We start from the raw sequence: 18863 nt of genomic DNA on the forward strand, positions 1-18863 counted from the left end.
GGTCTGGTCTCCGGGCCTGCGAGACCAGACGCACCGCGCACTCGAGGGGTCAGTCGGGGTAGTGGCGGCTGGTGTAGACCTGGCCGCTGGCGGTCACCCTGGTCTGGGTGCTGCCGATCATGACCAGGCAGCGCATGTCGACGGTGCCGGGGTCCAGGGCGCCCAGGGTGGTCACGGTCAGGGACTCCTCGGGGCCGCCGACGTCGCGGCCGACGACGACCACGGTGTCGGGGGAGCGGACCTCCAGCAGGGCCTCGCGGGCGTCGAAGAGCTGCTGCGGGCGGGCCTTGGAGCGCGGGTTGTACAGCGCGATGACCAGGTCGGCCTGGGCCGCGTGGCGCAGCCGGTCCAGCACGACGTCCCAGGGCTTGAGGACGTCGGACAGCGACAGGACGCAGAAGTCGTGCCCGAGCGGGGCGCCCACGCGGGAGGCGACGGCCTGGGCGGCGGTGATGCCGGGCAGCACCCGCACCGGGACGTCGGGGAAGTCCGCGGCGGCCACCTCGAGCACCGCGGCGGCCATCGCGAACACGCCGGGGTCACCGGAGGAGACCACGGCCACCCGGCGGCCGGAGCGCGCCATGGCCAGTGCGGCGGCGGCGCGCTCGGCCTCGACCCGGTTGTCGCTGGGGTGCTTGACCTGCCGCGGGTTGGCCGCCACCCGGTCCAGGTAGGGGCCGTAGCCGACCAGGTCGTCGGCCTCGGCGAGCGCGGCGGCGGCCTCGGGCGTGAGCCAGTACCGGGCCCCGGGGCCGAGCCCGACGACGGTCAGCGCCCCGCCCCCCGCCGGCGGCGACGGGAGCTCGACGTCCCGGTCGGCGACCAGGGGGAGGGCCTCCGCCGCGGGGACGGCGTCGTTGCCCGGGCCGAGCAGCTCCGAGGGCAGCAGCGCCAGGGAGAAGTAGGGCACCGTGTCCGGGTCGACGTCGGCCAGCGGCAGCACGCGCTGCCGGTCGGTGGTGGCCCGCTCGACGTAGAAGGCCCGGTCCAGCACGCCGGCGGCCTCGAAGGCCTCCCGGACGGCGGGGAAGGTGCGGCCCAGCTTCATCACCGCGGCGGAGTCGGTGGTGGCCAGCCACTCGGCCAGCTCGTCGGCGGGCAGCGTGCCGGGCAGCACGGTGAGCACCTCGTCGCGCTCGACCAGCGGGCGGCCCAGCACCGCGGAGGCGCCGCTGACGCTGGTCACCCCGGGCACCACCTCGGTCGGGTACCGGTGCGCGAGGCGCTTGTGCATGTGCATGTAGGAGCCGTAGAAGAACGGGTCGCCCTCGGCGAGGACGACGACGTCGCGGCCGGCGTCCAGGTGGGCGGCCAGCCGGGCGGCGGCGGTCTCGTAGAACTCGTCGATCGCGCCCTGGTAGCCGCCGGGGTGGTCGGTGGTCTCGGTGGTGACCGGGTAGACCAGCAGCTCCTCGATCTGGCCCTCGCGCAGGTGGGGCTCGGCCAGCCCGCGGGCCACCGAGCGGCCGTGCCGCGCGGAGTGGAAGGCGACGACGTCGGCGGCACCGATCAGCCGGGCCGCCTTGACGGTGACCAGCTCGGGGTCGCCGGGGCCCAGGCCGACGCCGTAGAGGCGGCCGGTCATTCGGCGGTGCTCGCCAGCGCGTTGACCGCGGCGGCGGTCATCGCCGAGCCACCACGCCGGCCGCGGACGACGAGGAAGTCCAGGTCGGAGGCGGCGAGGGCCTCCTTGCTCTCCACGGCGCCGATGAAGCCGACCGGGATGCCGACGACGGCGGCCGGGCGGGGGCCGCCGGCGGCGACCATCTCCAGCAGGTGGAACAGCGCGGTGGGGGCGTTGCCGATGGCGACGACGGCGCCCTCGAGCTTCTCGCCCCACAGGTGCAGGGCCGCGGCGGTCCGGGTGGTGCCCATCTCGCGGGCCAGGTCCGGGGTGCGCGGGTCGTTGAGGGTGCAGACGACCTCGTTGAAGGCCGGCAGCCGTTTGCGGGTCACCCCGGCGGCCACCATCTGGGCGTCGCACAGCACCGGTGCGCCCAGGTCCAGGGCGGCCCGGGCCTTGCCCACGACGCCCTCGGACCAGGCGACGTCGGAGACCAGGTCGACCTGCCCGCAGGCGTGGATCATCCGCACCGTCACCCGGGCGACGTCGGCCGGCAGCGAGGCCAGGTCGGCCTCGGCCCGGATGGTCGCGAAGGACTGCCGGTAGATCTCGGCGCCGTCGTGCTCGTACTCGTACTGCTGGGTCACACCGCTCCGATCGTGTAGCCGTCACCGGTGGCGACCACGTCCAGCGCGCCGGCAGGTCGCCCGCAGCGACGCTCGCAGCCGGCCCAGTGCTGGCGCGCACCGTCTCCCGGCAGTGTGCCCGCAGCGACCGCGGCCGCCGCATCCGCCCGGACGTCGGCCCTCGACTTCGCGCACCCCGGCCGCCCGGCACAGGCGGTGACCTGCAGCCACGGGCTGTCGGCGTCGAAGACGAAGCCGGTGCGGTACAGGTCGACCGCGGCGTCGTCGACGGCGTCCTCGGCCAGGTCGGGGACGACGACGCTGCGCCACGGGGTCAGCTGGACCTCCTCGGCCAGCCGGGCGAGCAGGTCGGCCTGGTCCGCGCCCATCAGGCCCAGGGGCAGGACGCCGATGAGCGCCGTCCGGCCGTCGGGCTGGGTGGCGGCGCCGACCGGACCGGTCGGCGGCGCCCCGGGCACCGCGACCACGGGGCCGGGGGTGCCGACCCGGGCGGCGACCCGGGACGGGCCGTCGGCGAGCTCGGTGATCCGCCAGGCCTGCCCGCCCTGGGCGGCCAGCTCGGCGAGCAGGGCGTGGGCGGCGGCCAGCAGCAGGGCGACGGCGTCGGCGGGGGTGGCGCGCAGGCCGGAGTCGGCGCCGGCCAGGGTGAGGGCGACGTCGTCGGGGGACAGGGCGAGGAGGCCGACGTCCCCACCGAGGCCGACGACGTCGCCGCGGCCGTCGTCCAGGGTGACCAGGAAGCGGCCGGGCAGGTCGGCCAGCGCGGGGGCGCCGAGCAGCCCGGAGTCGAGCTCGCGGACCCACGGCCGGGCGTCGAGGTGGCCCCCGGGGGAGCGGCCGGTGACCGCGCTGGCCAGCACGTTGCGGACCCGCTCGTGCGTGGTGGAGGGCAGCAGCCCGACGGCGGCCAGCCGGTCGCCGAGGTCGGTGTCGACGGCGAGGCCGCGCAGCTGCAGGTTGCCGCGGCTGGTCATCTCCAGGTGACCGTCGCCCAGCTCGCGGGCGGCGGCGGCCAGCGCGCGCAGCTGGGGGGCGGACAGCAGCCCGCCGGGGACCCGGACCCGGGCCAGCTCGCCGTCGGCGGCGGTGTGGGTCTGCAGGGCGCCGGGGCAGGCGTCGGGACGGTCGCGGTGCGGGGTGCTCATGACCCCCGCCAGGCTACGTGCGGGGGCGGCGGGCCAGCAGCACGACCACCGGCACCAGCAGCACCGCGGCCGCCCCGGCGACGGAGACGAAGCCACCGGCGGACAGCACCGGCCCGGCCAGCGCACCGGCACCGGCGCCGGCCAGGCCCATGACCAGGTCCGACGTGCCCTGCACCGACGTCCGGACGTCGGCCGGCACCGACTCCGACAGCAGCGTCGAGCCGGCGACCAGCGCGGCCGACCAGCCCAACCCCAGCAGCAGCATCGAGACGGTGACCCAGCCGCGGGCGGCGGCGTCGGCCAGCCCGCCGACCAGCAGCGCGGCGGCCAGCAGGCCCACCCCGAGGGAGATGGTCGCGATCCGGCCGGCCCGGTCGGCCAGCCAGCCCATCAGCGGGGAGGCGGCGTACATGCCGGCGATGTGCACGCTGATCACCAGCCCGACGACCTGCAGCGAGGCACCGCCGTGGCCCAGGTGCACCGGCGTCATCACCATGACGCCGACCATCACCGCGTGCCCGGTGGCGACGGCGGCGAGCCCGAGCCGGGCCCGGGGGACGGCGAGCACCACCCGCAGCGTGGCCAGCACCGACGTCCGGGCCGGTGCGGGTGCGCCGGGTCCCGCGACGACGAGCGGGTCCGGGCGCAGCAGCAGCCACACGACCAGGGCGCCGGCGGCGAAGGACACGGCCGAGAACAGGTAGGGCCCGGCCAGGGCGGGCAGCCCGAGGGTGGTGCCGACCCGGCCGCCCAGCCCGGACAGGTTGGGGCCGAGCACCGCGCCGGCCGTCGTCGCCCAGACCACGACCGACAGCGCGCGGCCACGGGTCTGCGCGGTGGCGGCGTCGGTGGCGGCGTAGCGGGCCTGCAGGCCCGAGGCGGTCGCCCCGCCGAAGAGCAGCAGCCCGGTGACCAGCAGCACGAACGAGCCGATCACCGCGGCCAGCACCACCAGCCCGGCCCCGGCCAGGCCCAGGCCGTAGCCGGCGGCCAGCGCGGGACGCCGGCCGCGGGCGGCCGCGAGCCGGGCCATCGGCACCGCGAGCCCGGCCGCACCCAGGACCGTGGCGGTCTGCGCCAGCCCGGACAGCGCGGTCGACCCGGACACCTGCTCGGCCAGCAGGCCGCCCACGGCGATGCCGCTGGCCACCCCCACGCCGCCCAGCACCTGGCTGCCCACGAGCACCGGGACGGCACGTCGCCGGGCCCGTTCGCGCTCGGTGGGCGGGGTCTCGACGGTGCGGGTCACGAGGGGGATCCTGCTCCTGAGCGGCCGGGAATGCGGCGGGCGTCGTCGTGTTGCACCGACCGCCTGAGAGGAGGCCACCGATGACCACCATCGACCTGCACTCCGAGTACCTCCGCGCCGAGCTGTTCCTGACCAGCGGCCAGCCCACCGAGGCGGTGGCCATCCTGGCCCCGGTCGTGGCCGAGTACCCCGAGGACGTCGCCGTCCTCGAGCTCCTCGGGCGGTCCTGCTTCGAGTCCGCCCAGCTGGCCCGCGCCGAGCAGGCCTTCGGGCAGCTCGTCGAGCTGGCCCCGGCCGACGGCTGGGCCCGCCGCGCGCTGGCCCGCACCCTGGAGCGCCAGCACCGGGGCGCCGAGGCGGCCACCCACCACCGGGTCGCCGACGCCCTGGGCGCCGCGAGCTGAGCTCAGGCCCGGCGTCCCAGCCGGGCCAGCACCCGGGTCTGCCGGTCGGCGTCCGCGTCGGCCGGCAGGGCCGGTGCGCAGATGCCGTCCATGTGCAGGGCCTCGCCGAAGGAGTCCGCGCCGCTCTCGGTGCGGTCCAGCTCGGCCTCGGTGAGCGCGTCGTCCCCACCGGTGGCGCGGGCGACGTCCCAGCGGTGCACGACCATGTCCCACACGTAGAACTGCTCCAGCGTGGCGCCGACCGTGGTGGGGCCGAAGAACCCGTCGTAGCCCCGGCCCACCAGCTCGTCGGTGAGCAGCTCCCGCACGCGGGCGGAGTGGGCGCGGAAGGCCGCGGCCGGGTCGTCGGCAGCAGGTGCCGGCCCCACGTCGGCGCCGTGCGTGGTCAGGAGCTCGCGCTGGGTGTCCACCACGTGGGCGACGACGTCGCGGGCGGTCCAGCCCTCGCACGGTGAGGGCCGCGACCAGGCATCGGCGGGGACGGCGTCCAGGACGGCGGACAGGGCGCGGGCGGTGGCCTCGTAGGAGGCGGCGGTGTCGGTCACGTGACCACCCTGGCCGACTGCGGCAGGCTGGGTCTTGATGGAACCCGACAGGTCGCCCGACGCGATCGAGCGGGCGCACCTGCGCGCGCCCGACGACCGCTCGCACGCGATGTACCGCTACGCCCCCGACGCCGGCCTGGCGCCGCTGGTGCAGCGGTTCTGGGTGCCGGTCTGGTCGGTCCCGGCCGGTGCGGAGTCCGTCCAGCAGGTGCTGCAGTACCCGGTCGGGCTGCTCGTCGTGGCGCCGGACTACGCGCGGTTCTACGGCGTGGTCACCGGCCTGTCGACGACGACGCTCACCGGCGACGGGTGGGCGGTCGGGGTGATGCTGACGCCGGCCGCGGGCGCCCTGGTCGCCGGCGGCCCGATGCACGGGCACACGGATCGACGTGTCGACATGTCGACGGTGCTGGGTGGTGCGGGCATCGAGCTGACCGCGCGGGTCCGGGCCGCGATGGCGCCCGACCCGCACGCCGAGGGCGCGCACCGGACCGCGATGGCGGCCTTCGGCGACGTGCTGCGCCCACTGCTGCCGGTCGACGCCGAGGGGGAGCTGGTCGACCGGGTCGTCGCCCTGGTGGAGAGCCGCCCGGACCTGCTGCGGGTCGCCCAGCTGTGCGAGGAGACGGGGCTGTCCGAGCGGGCCCTGCAGCGGCTGCTGCACCGCCGGCTGGGCCTGACCCCGAAGTGGCTGGTGCAGCGCCGCCGGCTGCAGGAGGCCGCCGAGCGGCTGCGCTCCGGGGACGCCCCGCTGGCCGAGACCGCGGCGGTGCTCGGGTACGCCGACCAGGCCCACTTCGTGCGGGACTTCTCCCGGGTCACCGGCACCACGCCCGGCCGCTTCGCCGCCCGCTACCGCTGACCGCCCCGGCATGGGATCCCCCGCATACGGCGTGAGCCCTCTGCCGTATGCGGGGGATCCCATGCCATCAGACGGTGAGGCGCACCGGCAGCGACTCCCAGGCGCGCAGCGTGTTGTTCAGGTGCCGCACCGGGGCGCCGGTGAGCTCCAGCCGGGTCACCCGGGCCAGCAGCGCGGTCAGCAGCGACTCGGCCTCCAGCCGGGCCACGTGCTGCCCCACGCACTGGTGGATCCCCATCCCGAAGCCGACGTGCCCGGAGGGGTCCCGGGTGAGGTCGAAGCGGTCCGGGTCGGCCCAGTGCCGGGGGTCCCGGTTGGCCGCGGCGAAGAACACCAGCACCTTCTCCCCGGCCGGGACGACGCCGTCCCCGACCGGCACGTCGCGCACCGCCGTCCGGAAGAACGCCTGCACGGGGGACTCCCAGCGGACCGCCTCGTCGAAGGCGACCCGGACCAGCTCGGGCCGGGCGCGCAGCGCCTCCCAGGCGCCGGGGGTGACGGCCAGGGCGTGCAGCAGCGCCCCGATGCCGTGCACGGTGGTGTCCACGCCGGCCGTCAGCAGCGACCGGACGACGAGCGGGGCCTGGGCGTGGGTGAGGTCGCCGCGGTCCGCGGCGGCCCAGACGTCGGCGCCGAACCCGACCGGGGACAGGTTCTCGCGCAGGCACTGCTGCCCGACCCAGCCGGCGTGCTCGGCCATCCGCTCGTTGCCGGCCAGCACCCGTGGGTTGTCCGTGGGGCCGAAGGCGTTGAAGGCGTGGTCGCCGTAGGGCAGCAGGTGCTCCCGGCCCTCCCGGCCCAGCCCCACGGCGTCGGGGAAGACCCGCAGCGGGAAGGCCTCGGCCAGCGTGGGGACGGCGTCGACCTCGACGCTGCCCCCGGCGAGCAGGTCCTCGACCAGCCGGTCGGCGTCGGCGGCCCAGTCCGCGCGCAGCCGGCGCAGGGCGCGCGGGCCCAGGATCCCGGCCAGGACGGTGCGTGGGGCGTCGTGCGCGGGCGGGTCGGCCTCCAGCAGCAGGGACGGCGGGCGCCACGGCGTCTCCCGCCGGAAGTTGGTCAGCCCCACCCCGGCGGCGGACTCGAAGGACTGCCAGTCCGACAGCAGCGCCCGGACGTCGACGTACCGGGCCACGGCGAAGGTGTCGTGCCGCGGCAGCCGGACCAGCGCCCCGGCGTCCCGGAGTGCGGCGTGCGCCGGCAGCGGGTCGCGCAGCACGTCGTCGGCGAAGGGGTCCAGGTCGAGCTCGGGCGGGGTCGCGACGGCGGTCACGGCGGGTCCTCTCACAGGTCCAGCACCAGGCGGTCCCCGCGGGAGCGGGAGACGCAGACGTACATGCAGTCCCCGGCGGCCCGGTCGGCGTCGTCGAGGAGGGAGTCGCGGTGGTCGGGCTCGCCGGCCAGGACGGCGGTCTCGCAGGTCCCGCAGGTGCCCTCCCGGCAGGAGGACAGCACGTCGACGCCGACCGACCGCACCGCCTCCAGCACGCTCACCCCCGGCGTCACGACGACCTCGGTGCCGGTGCGGTCCAGGACCACGGTGAACGGGGTGTCCCGCACGGGGGCGCCCTGCTCCCGGGCCACGAAGCGCTCGGTGCGCAGCACGTGCGGCGGGAGGCCGCACCCGGCCAGTGCGTCCAGCAGCGGCGGGGGGCCGCAGGCGTAGACCCGGGTGTCGGGGTGGAGCCCGTCGACCAGGTCGCGCAGGGGGAGCAGGCCGACCTCGTCCTGGGGGAGCACCGAGACCCGGTCGCCGTACCGGGCCAGCTCGTCGAGGAACGCCATGGAGGCCCGGGTGCGGCCGCCGTAGACCAGCTGCCAGTCGATGCCCTGTGCTCCGGCGGCCGCGACCATGGTCAGCAGCGGGGTGATGCCGATGCCGCCGGCCACGAAGAGGTAGCGCTGCGCGGGGCGCAGCGGGAAGGCGTTGCGCGGACCGCCGACGCCGACCAGGTCGCCGACGGCCAGCTCGTCGTGCACCCAGGCCGACCCGCCACGGCCGGCCGGCTCGCGGAGCACGCCCACCCGGTGGTGGTGGGCGTCCCGGCGGTCCCCGCACAGCGAGTACTGCCGGGTGTCCCCGGTGGGCAGCACCAGGTCCACGTGGGATCCCGGCGTCCAGTCCGGGAGCCGGCCGCCGTCGGGGTGCACCAGGGTCAGCGTCACGACGCCGTCGGCGACGACGGTCTTGTCGGCGACCCGCAGGGCCACCGCGTGCCGGTCGGCGGTGCGGGCGGGGGCGGGGGCGGTCATGGCGGGGAGCATGACCGGGATCACGTGACCGCGGACATGCCGTTCTCGCTCAGTGAGAGGGCAGCTGTCGCCCGATGCCGCGGGCGGCGGCCCGCAGCGCGGGCACCTGGGTCCGCGCCTCGGCGTCGTTGGGCACCACCACCGCGAGGGCGGCCACGACCGCCCCGGACGGCGACCGCACGGGGACGGCGATCCCGCAGGCGTCGCGGTGGATGTGCCCGGGGCAGGACACCACGCCCTCACGGCGCACCTGGTCCAGGGTCGCGCGCAGCCGCGCCGCGGTGGTGATCGTCTCCCGGGTGAACGCGCGCAGCGGTCCGGCCAGGGTGCGTTCCTGCAGCTCGGCCGAGGCGTGGGCGAGCAGCACCAGGCCCGAGGAGGAGGCGTGCAGCGGCAGCCGGCCGGCGATCCGGGTGTGGTTGACCACCGCGCCCGGCGCGGACAGCCGCTCCAGGAAGAGCACCTCGGCGCCGTCCAGCACGCCGAGCTGGGTGTGCTGGCCGACGACGGCGTGCAGGTCCTCCATCAGCGGCATGGCCACCTCGCGCAGCGACAGCGCCGGCGAGGCCCGGGCGCCCAGCTCCCACAACCGCAGACCCAGCCCGACCCGCCGGTCGGTGTCCCGGCGCAGCAGCCCCAGCTCGACCAGCTCGGCGACCAGCCGGGACGCCGTGGCCACGTGCAGCCCGGCCCGCCGGGCGATCTCGGAGACCCCCAGCGTCGTCTCCCCGGGCCGGAAGGCGTCCACCACCCGCACCGCGCGGCTGACGACGGACTCGCCGGTCACGAGCTGAGGAGGTCCGCGCCCTCGCGGGACACGGCGCCCAGGGCACCGTCGGCGGCGAACCCGGTCAGCGCCTCGGCGTCGGCGATGACGTAGCCCCAGCCCCGGGTCAGCCCGACGTCGACCGTGGCCCCGCCTGCGGCGGGCGACAGCTGCACGGCGACGCCCGGCGGTGCGGCCACCAGCACGGTGACCCCGAACGTCGACCCGTCGCCGGCGTAGGCCGAGCACCGGGCGGCGACGGTCAGCGTCGCCGGGTCGGTGCCCGGCGGGTGGCCGGTGCTGCCGCAGCGGCCCGTGCTGATCGACCCGGCCCCGAAGGTCGCCCAGGCCGTCGTCGTCACGACGGCACCGCCGGGCAGCACGGCGGCGAGGGTGACCGCGTCGGCCGTCGTGCCGCCGGCCTGCGGATAGGTGCCGGCGCCGAGCACGGTGACGGCGAGCTCGGTGGGGAGCCAGCCGGTGGCGGCGGTGACCGGGTCCAGGGCCAGGTCGACCTCGACCGCGGAGACCGCGGGGTCCCCGGACCGTGAGTCCGGGCCGTCGGGCGGGGCGGTCTCGGCGCCGTCGACCGCGTCGAGCTCGACGAGCGGCCCGCCGTTCGCGACGGGCGGCGCGGTCCGCAGGACCTCGTCGTCGCGCACCACCCGGACCCGGGCCGCCCGGGCGTCGGACCGGACCGGGACGACGCCGACGCCCTCCTCGTCCAGCTCGACGGGGGTGAACGTGCGCGCCGCGGTCCCGTCGGGGAGCACGTCCAGGCCGGGGGAGACCTCGATCTCGTCGCCGGGGGTGGTGAGCACCAGGACGGTGTCGGCCGGGCCGGTCGGGTCCGCGGTGAGGCCGACGGCGATGACGGCCGGGACGCCGGAGTCCGCCGACGTCGTGGTGGCGAGCTGCTGGACGGGGGTCCCGGCCTGGCCGGTGCGCACGATGACGGCGGCTCCGCCGTCGCCCTGCTGGAGCAGCACGACCGCCCGGACGCCGTCGACGTCCCCGGCGTAGACCACCTCGGGAGGAGCGGGGTCCCGGCCCAGGTCGACCGAGGGCGGACCGGTGTCCTCCAGCGCGGCGGCGAGGAGGTCGGCGTCCCCGGCGAGCGAGCCGCGCACGGTGGTCGTCAGCCCGGCCGCCGGCTCCGGGGCGGGCGCGGGGTCCGGGAGGACGTCGGGCAGCACGACGGTGCCCACCGCCAGGGCCGCGGCGACCGCGACCGCCAGTCCGGCCCGCCGCCACCGCCGGGAGCGCACCCCGGCCACCTCGAGCGCCGCGGTCCCGTCGGTCAGCACCGAGGTGTCGCACTGGCCGGCCAGCACGTCGAGCCGGGCCGGCAGGTCCCCGCCCAGCCCGGCCTCCGCGGCGTCGGGGTCGACGCCCGGGACCAGCGCGGTGACCCGGTCGGCGGGCAGCCCCTCGTGCCGGCGCAGCACGACCGCCGTGCGCTCCGCCGGAGTGAGCCGGTCCAGCGCCGCCGCCGTCGCGCGGGCGGACTCGACGTCGGCGGGTGAGGACCACCAGGGCGTGGCCGACGTGCCGGTGACGGTGCCCTCGCCGCGCACCCTCCGGCGCAGGTGCGCCCGGACGAGCCCGGCCACCGCGCGGGAGCGGTCGTCCTCGCCGGGCCCGGGTCGGGCCAGCCCGCGGGCCAGCAGCTCACGGGCGGCGCCGTCGGACCCGGTCAGCAGGTACGCGGTCGGGAGGAGGGCGCGCCACTGCTCGACGACGAACCGGTCCGGGCTGGGCACGCGCACAGTGAACCCCCGCCGCGGGGTGCCGGCGAGGCACCGACGCGTGCGAGGGTGCGCGGGTGCCTTCCTCCGAGGCCGGGACGACCGAGGTCGACGCCTGGCTGGCCGCCCTGGACCACCCCTTCCGGGACGCCGTGGTGGCCTTCCGTGCGGAGTTCCTGGCCGCCGCGCCGGGCCTCACCGAGCGGATCGCCTGGAACGCGCCGAGCTTCGCCCGGGACGGCGTGGACCGGGTGACGTTCCGGCTGCACCCCCGCCAGGTCTGCCAGCTCGTGCTGCACTGCGGGGTCCGGCCGCGCGAGCAGGCCCCGCCGGTGGTCGCCGACCCGCTGGGGCTGCTGGTCATGCGCACCCCCGACCGCGGCGTCATCGGCTTCGCGACCCCCGCGGACCTGACCGCGCGGCAGCCCGACGTCGTCGCGCTCGCGGCGGCCTGGACGGCGGGGTGAGCGGGGACCACGCGGGGCCGGTCGACGCCGTGGACGAGGCGGTGGACGAGGCGGTGGACGAGGCGGTGGACGAGGCGGTGGTGGCCCGGTTGCGCGCCGCCGGCTGCGTCTTCGCCGAGGACGAGGCGGCGCTGCTGACCGGCGCGGCGCGGGGGCCCGAGCTGGCGGAGCTGGTGGCCCGCCGGGTGGCCGGTGAGCCCCTGGAGCAGCTGCTGGGCTGGGTGGCGTTCTGTGGCCTGCGGGTCCGGCAAGACCCCGGGGTGTTCGTGCCCCGCCAGCGCACCGCCCTGTTGGTGGAGCTGGCGGTGGCCCGCGGCCGGGCCGGGGCGGTCGTGGTGGACCTGTGCTGCGGCTCGGGAGCGGTGGGGTTGGCGGTGGCCGCCGGGCTGCCCGGGGCCCGGCTCACCGCCGCCGACCTGGACCCCGCCGCGGTGGCCTGTGCCCGGCGCAACGTCGAGCCCGCCGGCGGGCGGGTTGTCGCCGGCGACCTGTTCGACGCGTTGCCGGCCGACCTGCGCGGTCGGGTCGACCTGCTCTGCGTCAACGCGCCCTACGTGCCCACGGCCGCCATCGCCGGCATGCCCCCCGAGGCCCGCGACCACGAGCCCCCGGTCGCCCTGGACGGCGGTCCCGACGGCCTGGACCTGCACCGCCGGGTCGCCGCCGGGGCTGCGGCCTGGGTCGCCCCCGGGGGGCACCTGCTGCTGGAGACCAGCGACCGGCAGGCCGCCGGGACGGCGGCCGCGGTCGCCGCAGGCGGGTTCGCCGTCGAGGTGGTGGCCGACGACGAGCGGGGCGCCACGGTCGTCGTGGGGACCCGACCGCCGGGCTGACGACACCAGGGTCGACGGGTGTGTTTGGCGGCGCGTCCGGCGGTGTACACCTCTCCCATCAGCGCGGCTTACACCGTAGGGCGCGTTGTACGGGATGCGGTGGCACACGGCCCATCCGTTCGCGGCCGTCGTGTCGAACGTCGTCCGACCCCGGGTGCCCCGTGCCCCCACGACCCCAGGAGCAGCAGTGTCCGTCCGCCCCGAGGAACGCGACCCGGCCCGGCTCACCACCCCGGTGACCGGCGAGACGGTCTTCGGCACCTCGGTGCCGCAGGGGTCCATCACGGTGGAGGACGGCGTCCTGGTGCTGGTCGGGGACGTCGACACCCAGCTGTGCCAGGTGTGGGCCGCCCAGCGCCCGGCCGGCCTCGAGGTGCAGGCCGTGGACGCCCGCCGGGTCACCTTCCTGGGCAGTCCGGGCCTGTCGCTGCTGGCCGGTCTGGCCCAGGGGCGCTCCGAACGGCTCCCGCTGTGGACCACCAGCCGCGTGGTCCTCCGTCCGCTGCAGATCACCGGCCTGCTGGCCCTGTTCGACGTGCACGAGGACGACCCGGCCGGCTGACCGGCCCCGCCCGGCCGCGGGGTCAGGCTCCGGTGGCCACCGCTGCGGCGTCGTTGACCGCACCGCAGGCGACGCACCGGAGCAGGGGGGCGTCGGCGTCCATCGGGCGCCGGGCGTGCGCGAGCTCGGCCCCGCAGGACCCGCACAGCAGCCGGTGGCCCGCGTCGCGGCCGCGGGGGAGCGAGGTCAGCACCGTCCGCGACGGGTCGAGGGCGGTGACGACGGGCAGCCGGTGGTCGGCGGACACGGGGACTCCAGGTCTGGGAGCTGTGGGTCCGGCCGGTCGACCGATCTCCCGCTGATCCTCCCCCGCGGGCGGGCGGGGTGCCCGGTCAGGCGGCCCGCGCCGCCCGCGCGGCCTCGACGGCCAGCCGGGTGTCCTCCCCGATCAGGTCGGCGTTGACCTGGGCGCCGGCCCACAGCCCCGCGGCCATCGAGGTGACCACCTGGGCGTTGACCGCGGTGACGTTGCCGGCCACCCACACGCCGGGGACGGCGGTCGCGCCGGTGTCCGACGCTGGTACGGCCCGGCCCAGCACCTGCCCGGCCATCAGGACGTCCTCGGTGACCAGGCCGAGGGAGACCAGGACGTCGTCCTGCGCGACGACGGGCCCGGCGGCGACCACGACGGCCCGCGGCACCACCTCGCCGCCGACCAGCCGGACGCCGCTCAGCGCGTCGTCGGTCACCTCCAGCGACGCCACGACGCCCTCGACCAGCCGGATCCCGCGGGCGGCGAGCTGCTCGAGCTCGTCGGCGCCGGGGAGCTGCTGCTCGTGCACGAAGAGCACGACGTCGGCGGTCCACTGTCGCCACATCAGGGCCTGGTGCACCGCCAACGGAGAGGTGGCGAGCACGCCGACGGCCTGGTCGCGGACCTCCCAGCCGTGGCAGTACGGGCAGTGCGCGACGTCCCGGCCCCAGCGTTCGCGCACCCCGGGCACGGTGGGCAGCTGGTCCACCCCGCCGGTGGCGACGAGCAGGCGGCGGGCGTGCACCTCGGTGCCGTCGGCCAACCGGGCCGCGAACCCGCCGCCGGGCTGCGCCGTGGCGGAGACGACCCGCCCGTCCTGCACCCGGACGCCGACCTCGCCCACCTCGGCGCGGCCGCGCGCCAGGATCTCCCGCGGGGAGCTGCCGTCCTGGCCCAGCACGTTGTGCGCGTGTGCCGCCGGGGCGTTGCGCGGCTGGCCCGCGTCGACGACCAGGACCGACCGCCGGGCGCGGCCCAGCGCCAGCGCCCCCGCCAGCCCCGCGGGGCCACCGCCCACCACCAGCACGTCCACGGTCTCGCTCACGGTCTGCCTCCTCGGGTCCTCGCGACCCCTCCGGCCGCTCCGCCACCGTGCACCAGGGCGAGCCGGGTCAGCACCTTCCTTTGCCGGAACAGCACGTGGAAAGATGTGGGACATGCGTCCCAGCAGATCGGCCTGGCTGCTGCTGGGCGCCGTCGTGACCGAGGTGGCGGGCACCCTGGCACTGCGGGTGTCCGAGGGCTTCACCGCTCCGCTGCCCACGCTGGGGACGCTGGTGGGGTACGGCGTCTCGCTGTGGCTCTTCGCCCGCGCCCTGGACGGTGGTGGCCTCACGTTGGGCGTCGCGTACGCCACGCTGACCGGTCTCGGGCTGGCGGCCGCCACCGCGGCCAGCACCTTCGTCTTCGGCGACCCGCTCACCGCGGTGCAGCTGGTCGGGCTGCTGGTGCTGGGTGCCGGGGTCGTCGTCGTGCAGACCACCGGACCGGCCGCGGCCGGGGAGCCCTCGTGAGCGGCGTCCAGCTGGCCTGGCTGCTCGGCGCCATCGCCGCCCAGGTGGTCGGCATCGGTTCCCTGCGTGCCTCGGCGGGCTTCCGCCGGACCGGCTTCGCCGTGCTCACCCTGCTGGGCATCGGGGCGTCCGTGGCGTTGATGGCACGGGCGCTGGACGCCGGGCTGCCGCTGGCGGTGGGCTACGGGATCTGGTCCGGGTCGGGCATCGCGCTGGCGGCCCTGGGCGGGGCGGCGGTCTTCGGCGACCGGATGTCCCGCGGGCAGCTGGCCGGGGTCGCGCTGATCGTGGCCGGTGTCCTCGTCGTGCACGCCGGCGCGTGAGCGACACCGACGGCCGGGTCGCCCGCGGCCTGGTCCGCCGCACGGAGCTGCTCACCGCGACCCGCCGGTTGATCGCGCGCGAGGGCGTGGCCGCCGTCTCGCACCGGTCGGTCGCGGCCGAGGCGGGAGTGCCCAAGAGCTCGGTGGCCTACCACTTCACCGACACCGAGGGGCTGCTCGCCGCCGCGCTGGGTGCGCAGACCGAGGCGCTGGTGGCTGCCCTGCCCGCCGTCCCCGGCGGCGCGGACCCCGGTGGGCTGGCCGACCGGCTGGTCGCGCTGTTCACCGCCGACCGGGACCAGGTGCTGGCCGGCTACGAGCTCTACCTGCTGGCCGCCCGCCGTCCCGGGCTGCGCACGGCCGCCGGCCCGTGGCTGGACCTGTTGACCGGGCTGGCCCGGGCGCACACGAGCGACCCCGACCGGGTGGCCGCGGCCGTCGCGCTGGTGGACGGCTGGTTCGTGCAGCACCTGGTCGGCGGCACCACCCCGGTGGCCGCCGACCTGACCCGCCTGCTGTCCCTCGTCCTGGCCGGCTGAGGCCGATCAGCCGGTGGCGCGGGCCTGCACGTCGGCCCGGCCGCTGAGCTGGACCCTGCCCCCGTGCACGACCACCAGCCCGGCAGCCGCGAGCTCGTCCACCGCGGCCTGGAGCTCCTCGTGCCGGCCCGCCCAGGCAGCCCGGTCGCCCTGCGCGGGCCGGGGGTTCAGTCGGGCCAGCAGCTCGCGCAGCTGCACCGGCCGGCCGATGTCGGCGAGCGCCCGCAGGCACGTGGTGGCCAGCTGCGAGCCACCCAGGGGGTGACCGGCGGACAGGTGGGCCCCGTGAGCGTTCATCCGGTCACCCTGTCGATGACGCACCGTGGTTGTCCAGCTCCTCGGCGTGTTCCGAACCGGCGTGTTCCGGGTGGTCGGGTCAGCGGGTGCGGGCCAGGTAGAGGTCCCGGATCTCGTGCTTGCGCAGCTTCCCGGTCAGCGTGCGGGGCAGGTCCTCCACGAAGAGCACCCCGCGGGGCACCTTGAAGTGCGCGATCCGCTCGCGCAGGTACCCCAGCAGCTCGGCCTCCAGCTCCGGACCCGGCGTCGCGTGCGGCGCGGCCTGGACGACGGCCTGCACGGCCTCGCCCATCTCCTCGTCCGGGACGCCGATCACCGCCAGGTCCGCGACGTCGGGGTGCAGGGTGAGGGCGTCCTCGATCTCCTGCGGGTACACGTTCACCCCGCCGGTGATGACCATGAACGCCTGCCGGTCGGTCAGGTAGAGGAAGCCGTCCTCGTCGAGGCGGCCCAGGTCCCCCGTCGTCCCCCAGTTGGGGTGCTGGGGGTGCTGCGCGCGGGCGGTCTTCTCCGGGTCGTTGTGGTAGCTGAAGGGCAGCACCTCGCGCTCGAAGTACACGAGCCCGACCTCGCCCGGGGGCAGCTCGGTGCCGTCGTCGGCGCACACGTGCAGCACGCCGAGCCCGGCCTTCCCGACCGACCCGGGCTTGCGCAGCCAGGTGGCGGAGTCGATGAGGGTGACCCCGACGGCCTCGGTGGCCGCGTAGTACTCGGCCAGGACCGGCCCCCACCACTCGATCATCGCCGCCTTGACGTCGACCGGCATCGGTGCGGCCGCGTGCACGGCCACCCGGTGCGAGGACAGGTCGTGCCGGGTCCGCTCCGCCTCGTCCAGCTTGAGCATCCGGACGAACATCGTCGGCACCCACTGGCTGTGCGTGACCCGGTACCGCTCGATCGCGGCCAGCGCGGCCGCGGCGTCGAACCCGGGCATGACGACGACGGTGCCGCCGACCATGTGCACCATCCCGCCGAACCTCAGCGGCGCCGCGTGGTACAGCGGGGCGGGGGAGAGGTACACGGTGTCCGCCCCGAAACCGTAGAGCGGCCCGAAGACCCCCAGCAGCGCCTCGCCGCCCTCGCTCACCTGCACCCCGGGCAGCGGGGACTTCACGCCCTTGGGCCGCCCCGTCGTCCCGGAGCTGTAGAGCATGTCCCGCCCGCGGGGCTGGTCGGCGAAGGGCACCGGGGACGCCGCGGCCAGCGCCGCCTCGTAGTCCTGGTGCCCGGGGACCGCGCCCTCGAACGCCAGTCGCAGGCCGATGCCCGGGGTGTCGGCGACGACGGCCTGCGCCAACCCGGACTGGGACGCCGACACCACGATCGCCTTCGCGTCGCAGTCGCCCAGGATGTAGCTGGTCTCCCCGGGCTTGAGGTGCTGGTTGATCGCGGTCAGGTACAGCCCGCTGCGCATCGCCGCCCAGAACACCTCGTAGGTGTGCAGCGAGTTGTCCGCCAGCAGCGCGACGTCGTCCCCCGGGCGCAGGCCGGCGTCCCACAGGACGTGGGCCAGCCGGACCGACCGCTCCTCCAGCTCGCCGTAGGTGAGGGTCGCACCGCTGTCGCTCATCACGACGGCGGCGTGCCCGGGGTCGTGCGCGCCCGGGTACACCGGGTCAGACCGTGATCGAGGGGACGGGCACGACCGGCGTCCGGCCCAGCTCGGACTTCGCCAGCGAGCGCAGGTGCACCTCGTCCGGGCCGTCGAACAGCCGCATCGCCCGGTGCCAGCCGTACATCGCGGCCAGCGGGGTCACGTCGGTCACGCCGGCCCCGCCGTGCACCTGGATGGCCCGGTCGATGACCCGCCCGGCCGCGCGGGGGACGGCGACCTTGGCGATGGCGATGAGGTCCTTGGCGGCCTTGTTGCCCTGGGTGTCGATGACCTGGCAGGCCTGGTGGCAGATCAGCCGGGCCTGGTCGATGTCGATCCGGGACTCGGCGATCTGCTGCTGGACCACGCCCTGCTCGGCCAGCGGCCGGCCGAAGGCGACCCGCTCCTGGGTGCGGGCGACCATCATCGCCAGCGCCCGCTCGGCGGCACCCAGGGCGCGCATGCAGTGGTGGATGCGTCCGGGGCCCAGTCGGGCCTGGGCGGCGGCGAACCCGCCGCCCTCCTCGCCGATCACGCTGCTGACCGGGACGCGCACCCGGTCGAAGCGGACCACGCCGTGGCCGTGCTGGTCGTGCTGGCCGAACACCGGCAGGTCCCGCTCGACGACGACGCCGGGGGTGTCCCGGGGGACGACGACCATCGTCTGCTGGCGGTGCTTCTGGGCCTGCGGGTCGGTCTTGCCCATGACCACCAGGACGGCGCAGCGCGGGTCCAGCACGCCGGAGGTCCACCACTTGCGCCCGCTGATGACGTAGTCGTCGCCGTCGCGCTCGATGCGGGTCTCGATGTTGGTGGCGTCGCTGCTGGCCACGGCCGGCTCGGTCATCGCGAACGCCGAGCGGATCTCCCCGGCCAGCAGCGGCTCGAGCCACTGCTGCTTCTGCTCGGTGGTGCCCAGCAGGTGCAGCAGCTCCATGTTGCCGGTGTCCGGGGCCGCGCAGTTGATCGCCTCGGGGGCCAGCTCCAGGCTCCAGCCCGACAGCTCCGCGATCGGGGCGTACTCCAGCTGGGTCAGCCCGGACTCGCTCGGCAGGAACAGGTTCCACAGGCCCTGGGCGCGGGCGCTGGCCTTGAGCCGCTCGACGACCGGCGGCGCGTCGTGCCCGTCGGGGCCGGCCAGGCGCCGGGCGGCCTCGTACTCGGGCTCGGCGGGCAGCACCTCGTCGCGGAGGAAGTCCACCATCCGCGCGTAGAGGTCCCCGGCGGTGCGGGAGGGGGTCGCGAGGGTCTGCGTCATGATCAGCCTTCCTGAACACGTGCGCCGTCGCACGATCGCCGCG

The 18863-nt window shown here is 76.7% G+C and carries 21 protein-coding genes and 1 pseudogene; 8 read left to right on the forward strand and 14 right to left on the reverse strand.

The genetic code is table 11. The features are described from left to right. Positions 1-49 precede the first annotated feature (49 nt). Genes AC0IVP_RS08140 through AC0IVP_RS08155 form a run of 4 tightly spaced genes read right to left on the reverse strand, consistent with a single transcriptional unit; the run spans position 50 to position 4605 of the window. Positions 50-1585 carry a precorrin-2 C(20)-methyltransferase gene (locus AC0IVP_RS08140; RefSeq protein ID WP_471755798.1) on the reverse strand — a complete coding sequence of 512 codons (1536 nt, stop codon included), beginning with the start codon at positions 1583-1585 and terminating at the stop codon, positions 50-52. Continuing rightward, complete coding sequence (locus AC0IVP_RS08145) at positions 1582-2211, reverse strand: precorrin-8X methylmutase (RefSeq protein WP_471755800.1); 630 nt, start codon at positions 2209-2211, stop codon at positions 1582-1584. Before AC0IVP_RS08145 ends, AC0IVP_RS08140 begins: the two co-directional genes overlap by 4 nt. After that, a complete protein-coding gene (gene cobG / locus AC0IVP_RS08150; RefSeq protein ID WP_471755802.1) occupies positions 2208-3356 on the reverse strand; it encodes a precorrin-3B synthase in 1149 nt (382 codons plus the stop codon). Before cobG ends, AC0IVP_RS08145 begins: the two co-directional genes overlap by 4 nt. Before the next feature lie 13 nt (positions 3357-3369). Further along, positions 3370-4605, reverse strand: a complete 1236-nt coding sequence (locus AC0IVP_RS08155) for an MFS transporter (RefSeq protein ID WP_471755804.1) — start codon at positions 4603-4605, stop codon at positions 3370-3372. An 80-nt stretch (positions 4606-4685) separates the two neighbouring features. Here AC0IVP_RS08155 and AC0IVP_RS08160 point away from each other — a divergent pair, with 80 nt between their 5' ends. Then, a complete protein-coding gene (locus tag AC0IVP_RS08160) occupies positions 4686-5009 on the forward strand; it encodes a tetratricopeptide repeat protein (protein WP_056293743.1) in 324 nt (107 codons plus the stop codon). A gap of 2 nt (positions 5010-5011) precedes the next feature. On the opposite strand, the gene AC0IVP_RS08165 is transcribed toward AC0IVP_RS08160, so the two are convergent. Further along, a complete protein-coding gene (locus AC0IVP_RS08165; protein ID WP_471755806.1) occupies positions 5012-5554 on the reverse strand; it encodes a TIGR03086 family metal-binding protein in 543 nt (180 codons plus the stop codon). Between the two features lie 37 nt (positions 5555-5591). On the opposite strand from AC0IVP_RS08165, the gene AC0IVP_RS08170 reads away from it, so the two are divergent. Next, entirely contained in the window at positions 5592-6416 is an 825-nt protein-coding gene (locus AC0IVP_RS08170) for a helix-turn-helix domain-containing protein (protein ID WP_471755808.1), read from the forward strand. Positions 6417-6483: 67 nt separating this feature from the next. Here the strand turns inward: AC0IVP_RS08170 and AC0IVP_RS08175 are convergent, their stop codons facing one another. The 4 genes and pseudogenes from AC0IVP_RS08175 to AC0IVP_RS08190 form a co-directional block, all read right to left on the reverse strand. Then, a complete protein-coding gene (locus AC0IVP_RS08175) occupies positions 6484-7686 on the reverse strand; it encodes a cytochrome P450 (RefSeq protein WP_471755810.1) in 1203 nt (400 codons plus the stop codon). A gap of 11 nt (positions 7687-7697) precedes the next feature. After that, positions 7698-8615, reverse strand: a pseudogene (locus AC0IVP_RS08180) (PDR/VanB family oxidoreductase); the annotation flags it as partial. A 100-nt stretch (positions 8616-8715) separates the two neighbouring features. After that, positions 8716-9453, reverse strand: coding sequence for an IclR family transcriptional regulator (locus AC0IVP_RS08185; protein WP_471755812.1), 738 nt, complete (start codon positions 9451-9453; stop codon positions 8716-8718). Beyond that, positions 9450-11195 (reverse strand): RNA polymerase sigma factor, encoded by a 1746-nt coding sequence (locus tag AC0IVP_RS08190; protein ID WP_471755814.1) that lies wholly within the window; start codon positions 11193-11195, stop codon positions 9450-9452. Before AC0IVP_RS08190 ends, AC0IVP_RS08185 begins: the two co-directional genes overlap by 4 nt. Positions 11196-11257: 62 nt before the next feature. Here AC0IVP_RS08190 and AC0IVP_RS08195 point away from each other — a divergent pair, with 62 nt between their 5' ends. The 3 genes from AC0IVP_RS08195 to AC0IVP_RS08205 all read left to right on the forward strand — a co-directional run bounded on the left by AC0IVP_RS08195 (position 11258) and on the right by AC0IVP_RS08205 (position 13042). Further along, positions 11258-11647 (forward strand): DUF1801 domain-containing protein, encoded by a 390-nt coding sequence (locus AC0IVP_RS08195; RefSeq protein WP_471755816.1) that lies wholly within the window; start codon positions 11258-11260, stop codon positions 11645-11647. Further along, on the forward strand, positions 11644-12480 hold the full coding sequence (locus AC0IVP_RS08200; protein WP_471755818.1) for a putative protein N(5)-glutamine methyltransferase: 837 nt from the start codon (positions 11644-11646) through the stop codon (positions 12478-12480). The genes AC0IVP_RS08195 and AC0IVP_RS08200 overlap by 4 nt, the downstream gene beginning before the upstream one ends. A 187-nt stretch (positions 12481-12667) precedes the next feature. Beyond that, positions 12668-13042: an STAS domain-containing protein gene (locus AC0IVP_RS08205; protein WP_056293720.1), complete on the forward strand. Its 375-nt coding sequence runs from the start codon at positions 12668-12670 to the stop codon at positions 13040-13042. A 22-nt stretch (positions 13043-13064) separates the two neighbouring features. Here the strand turns inward: AC0IVP_RS08205 and AC0IVP_RS08210 are convergent, their stop codons facing one another. Further along, positions 13065-13289, reverse strand: a complete 225-nt coding sequence (locus AC0IVP_RS08210; protein ID WP_471755820.1) for a hypothetical protein — start codon at positions 13287-13289, stop codon at positions 13065-13067. A gap of 85 nt (positions 13290-13374) precedes the next feature. After that, positions 13375-14340, reverse strand: coding sequence for an NAD(P)/FAD-dependent oxidoreductase (locus tag AC0IVP_RS08215; protein WP_471755822.1), 966 nt, complete (start codon positions 14338-14340; stop codon positions 13375-13377). A gap of 112 nt (positions 14341-14452) precedes the next feature. Here AC0IVP_RS08215 and AC0IVP_RS08220 point away from each other — a divergent pair, with 112 nt between their 5' ends. The 3 genes from AC0IVP_RS08220 to AC0IVP_RS08230 are packed head-to-tail and all read left to right on the forward strand — an operon-like array spanning position 14453 to position 15671. Continuing rightward, positions 14453-14809 carry a DMT family transporter gene (locus AC0IVP_RS08220; protein ID WP_162245551.1) on the forward strand — a complete coding sequence of 119 codons (357 nt, stop codon included), beginning with the start codon at positions 14453-14455 and terminating at the stop codon, positions 14807-14809. Continuing rightward, positions 14806-15132 carry a DMT family transporter gene (locus AC0IVP_RS08225; protein WP_082556776.1) on the forward strand — a complete coding sequence of 109 codons (327 nt, stop codon included), beginning with the start codon at positions 14806-14808 and terminating at the stop codon, positions 15130-15132. The genes AC0IVP_RS08220 and AC0IVP_RS08225 overlap by 4 nt, the downstream gene beginning before the upstream one ends. Continuing rightward, the gene (locus tag AC0IVP_RS08230) at positions 15129-15671 is read left to right on the forward strand and encodes a TetR/AcrR family transcriptional regulator (protein WP_056293708.1); all 543 of its coding nucleotides are present in this window, start codon (positions 15129-15131) and stop codon (positions 15669-15671) included. Before AC0IVP_RS08225 ends, AC0IVP_RS08230 begins: the two co-directional genes overlap by 4 nt. Before the next feature lie 6 nt (positions 15672-15677). Here AC0IVP_RS08230 and AC0IVP_RS08235 read toward each other — a convergent pair whose 3' ends face one another. The 3 genes from AC0IVP_RS08235 to AC0IVP_RS08245 form a co-directional block, all read right to left on the reverse strand. Further along, positions 15678-15968 carry a hypothetical protein gene (locus AC0IVP_RS08235; RefSeq protein ID WP_056293706.1) on the reverse strand — a complete coding sequence of 97 codons (291 nt, stop codon included), beginning with the start codon at positions 15966-15968 and terminating at the stop codon, positions 15678-15680. 79 nt (positions 15969-16047) lie between these two features. Then, on the reverse strand, positions 16048-17580 hold the full coding sequence (locus AC0IVP_RS08240; protein ID WP_471755824.1) for an acyl-CoA synthetase: 1533 nt from the start codon (positions 17578-17580) through the stop codon (positions 16048-16050). 4 nt (positions 17581-17584) lie between these two features. Continuing rightward, positions 17585-18820 (reverse strand): acyl-CoA dehydrogenase family protein, encoded by a 1236-nt coding sequence (locus AC0IVP_RS08245; protein WP_471755826.1) that lies wholly within the window; start codon positions 18818-18820, stop codon positions 17585-17587. Between the last annotated feature and the right edge of the window lie 43 nt (positions 18821-18863).

This window comes from Klenkia sp. AC732, from assembly GCF_979256525.1.

Excerpts from the sequence above, each read along its gene's own strand:
- AC0IVP_RS08170 (WP_471755808.1), top strand. The coding sequence starts at position 5,592 with ATGGAACCCGACAGGTCGCCCGACGCGATCGAGCGGGCGCACCTGCGC.
- AC0IVP_RS08160 (WP_056293743.1), top strand. The coding sequence starts at position 4,686 with ATGACCACCATCGACCTGCACTCCGAGTACCTCCGCGCCGAGCTGTTC.
- cobG (WP_471755802.1), bottom strand. The coding sequence starts at position 3,356 with ATGAGCACCCCGCACCGCGACCGTCCCGACGCCTGCCCCGGCGCCCTG.
- AC0IVP_RS08220 (WP_162245551.1), top strand. The coding sequence starts at position 14,453 with ATGCGTCCCAGCAGATCGGCCTGGCTGCTGCTGGGCGCCGTCGTGACC.
- AC0IVP_RS08140 (WP_471755798.1), bottom strand. The coding sequence starts at position 1,585 with ATGACCGGCCGCCTCTACGGCGTCGGCCTGGGCCCCGGCGACCCCGAG.
- AC0IVP_RS08235 (WP_056293706.1), bottom strand. The coding sequence starts at position 15,968 with ATGAACGCTCACGGGGCCCACCTGTCCGCCGGTCACCCCCTGGGTGGC.
- AC0IVP_RS08245 (WP_471755826.1), bottom strand. The coding sequence starts at position 18,820 with ATGACGCAGACCCTCGCGACCCCCTCCCGCACCGCCGGGGACCTCTAC.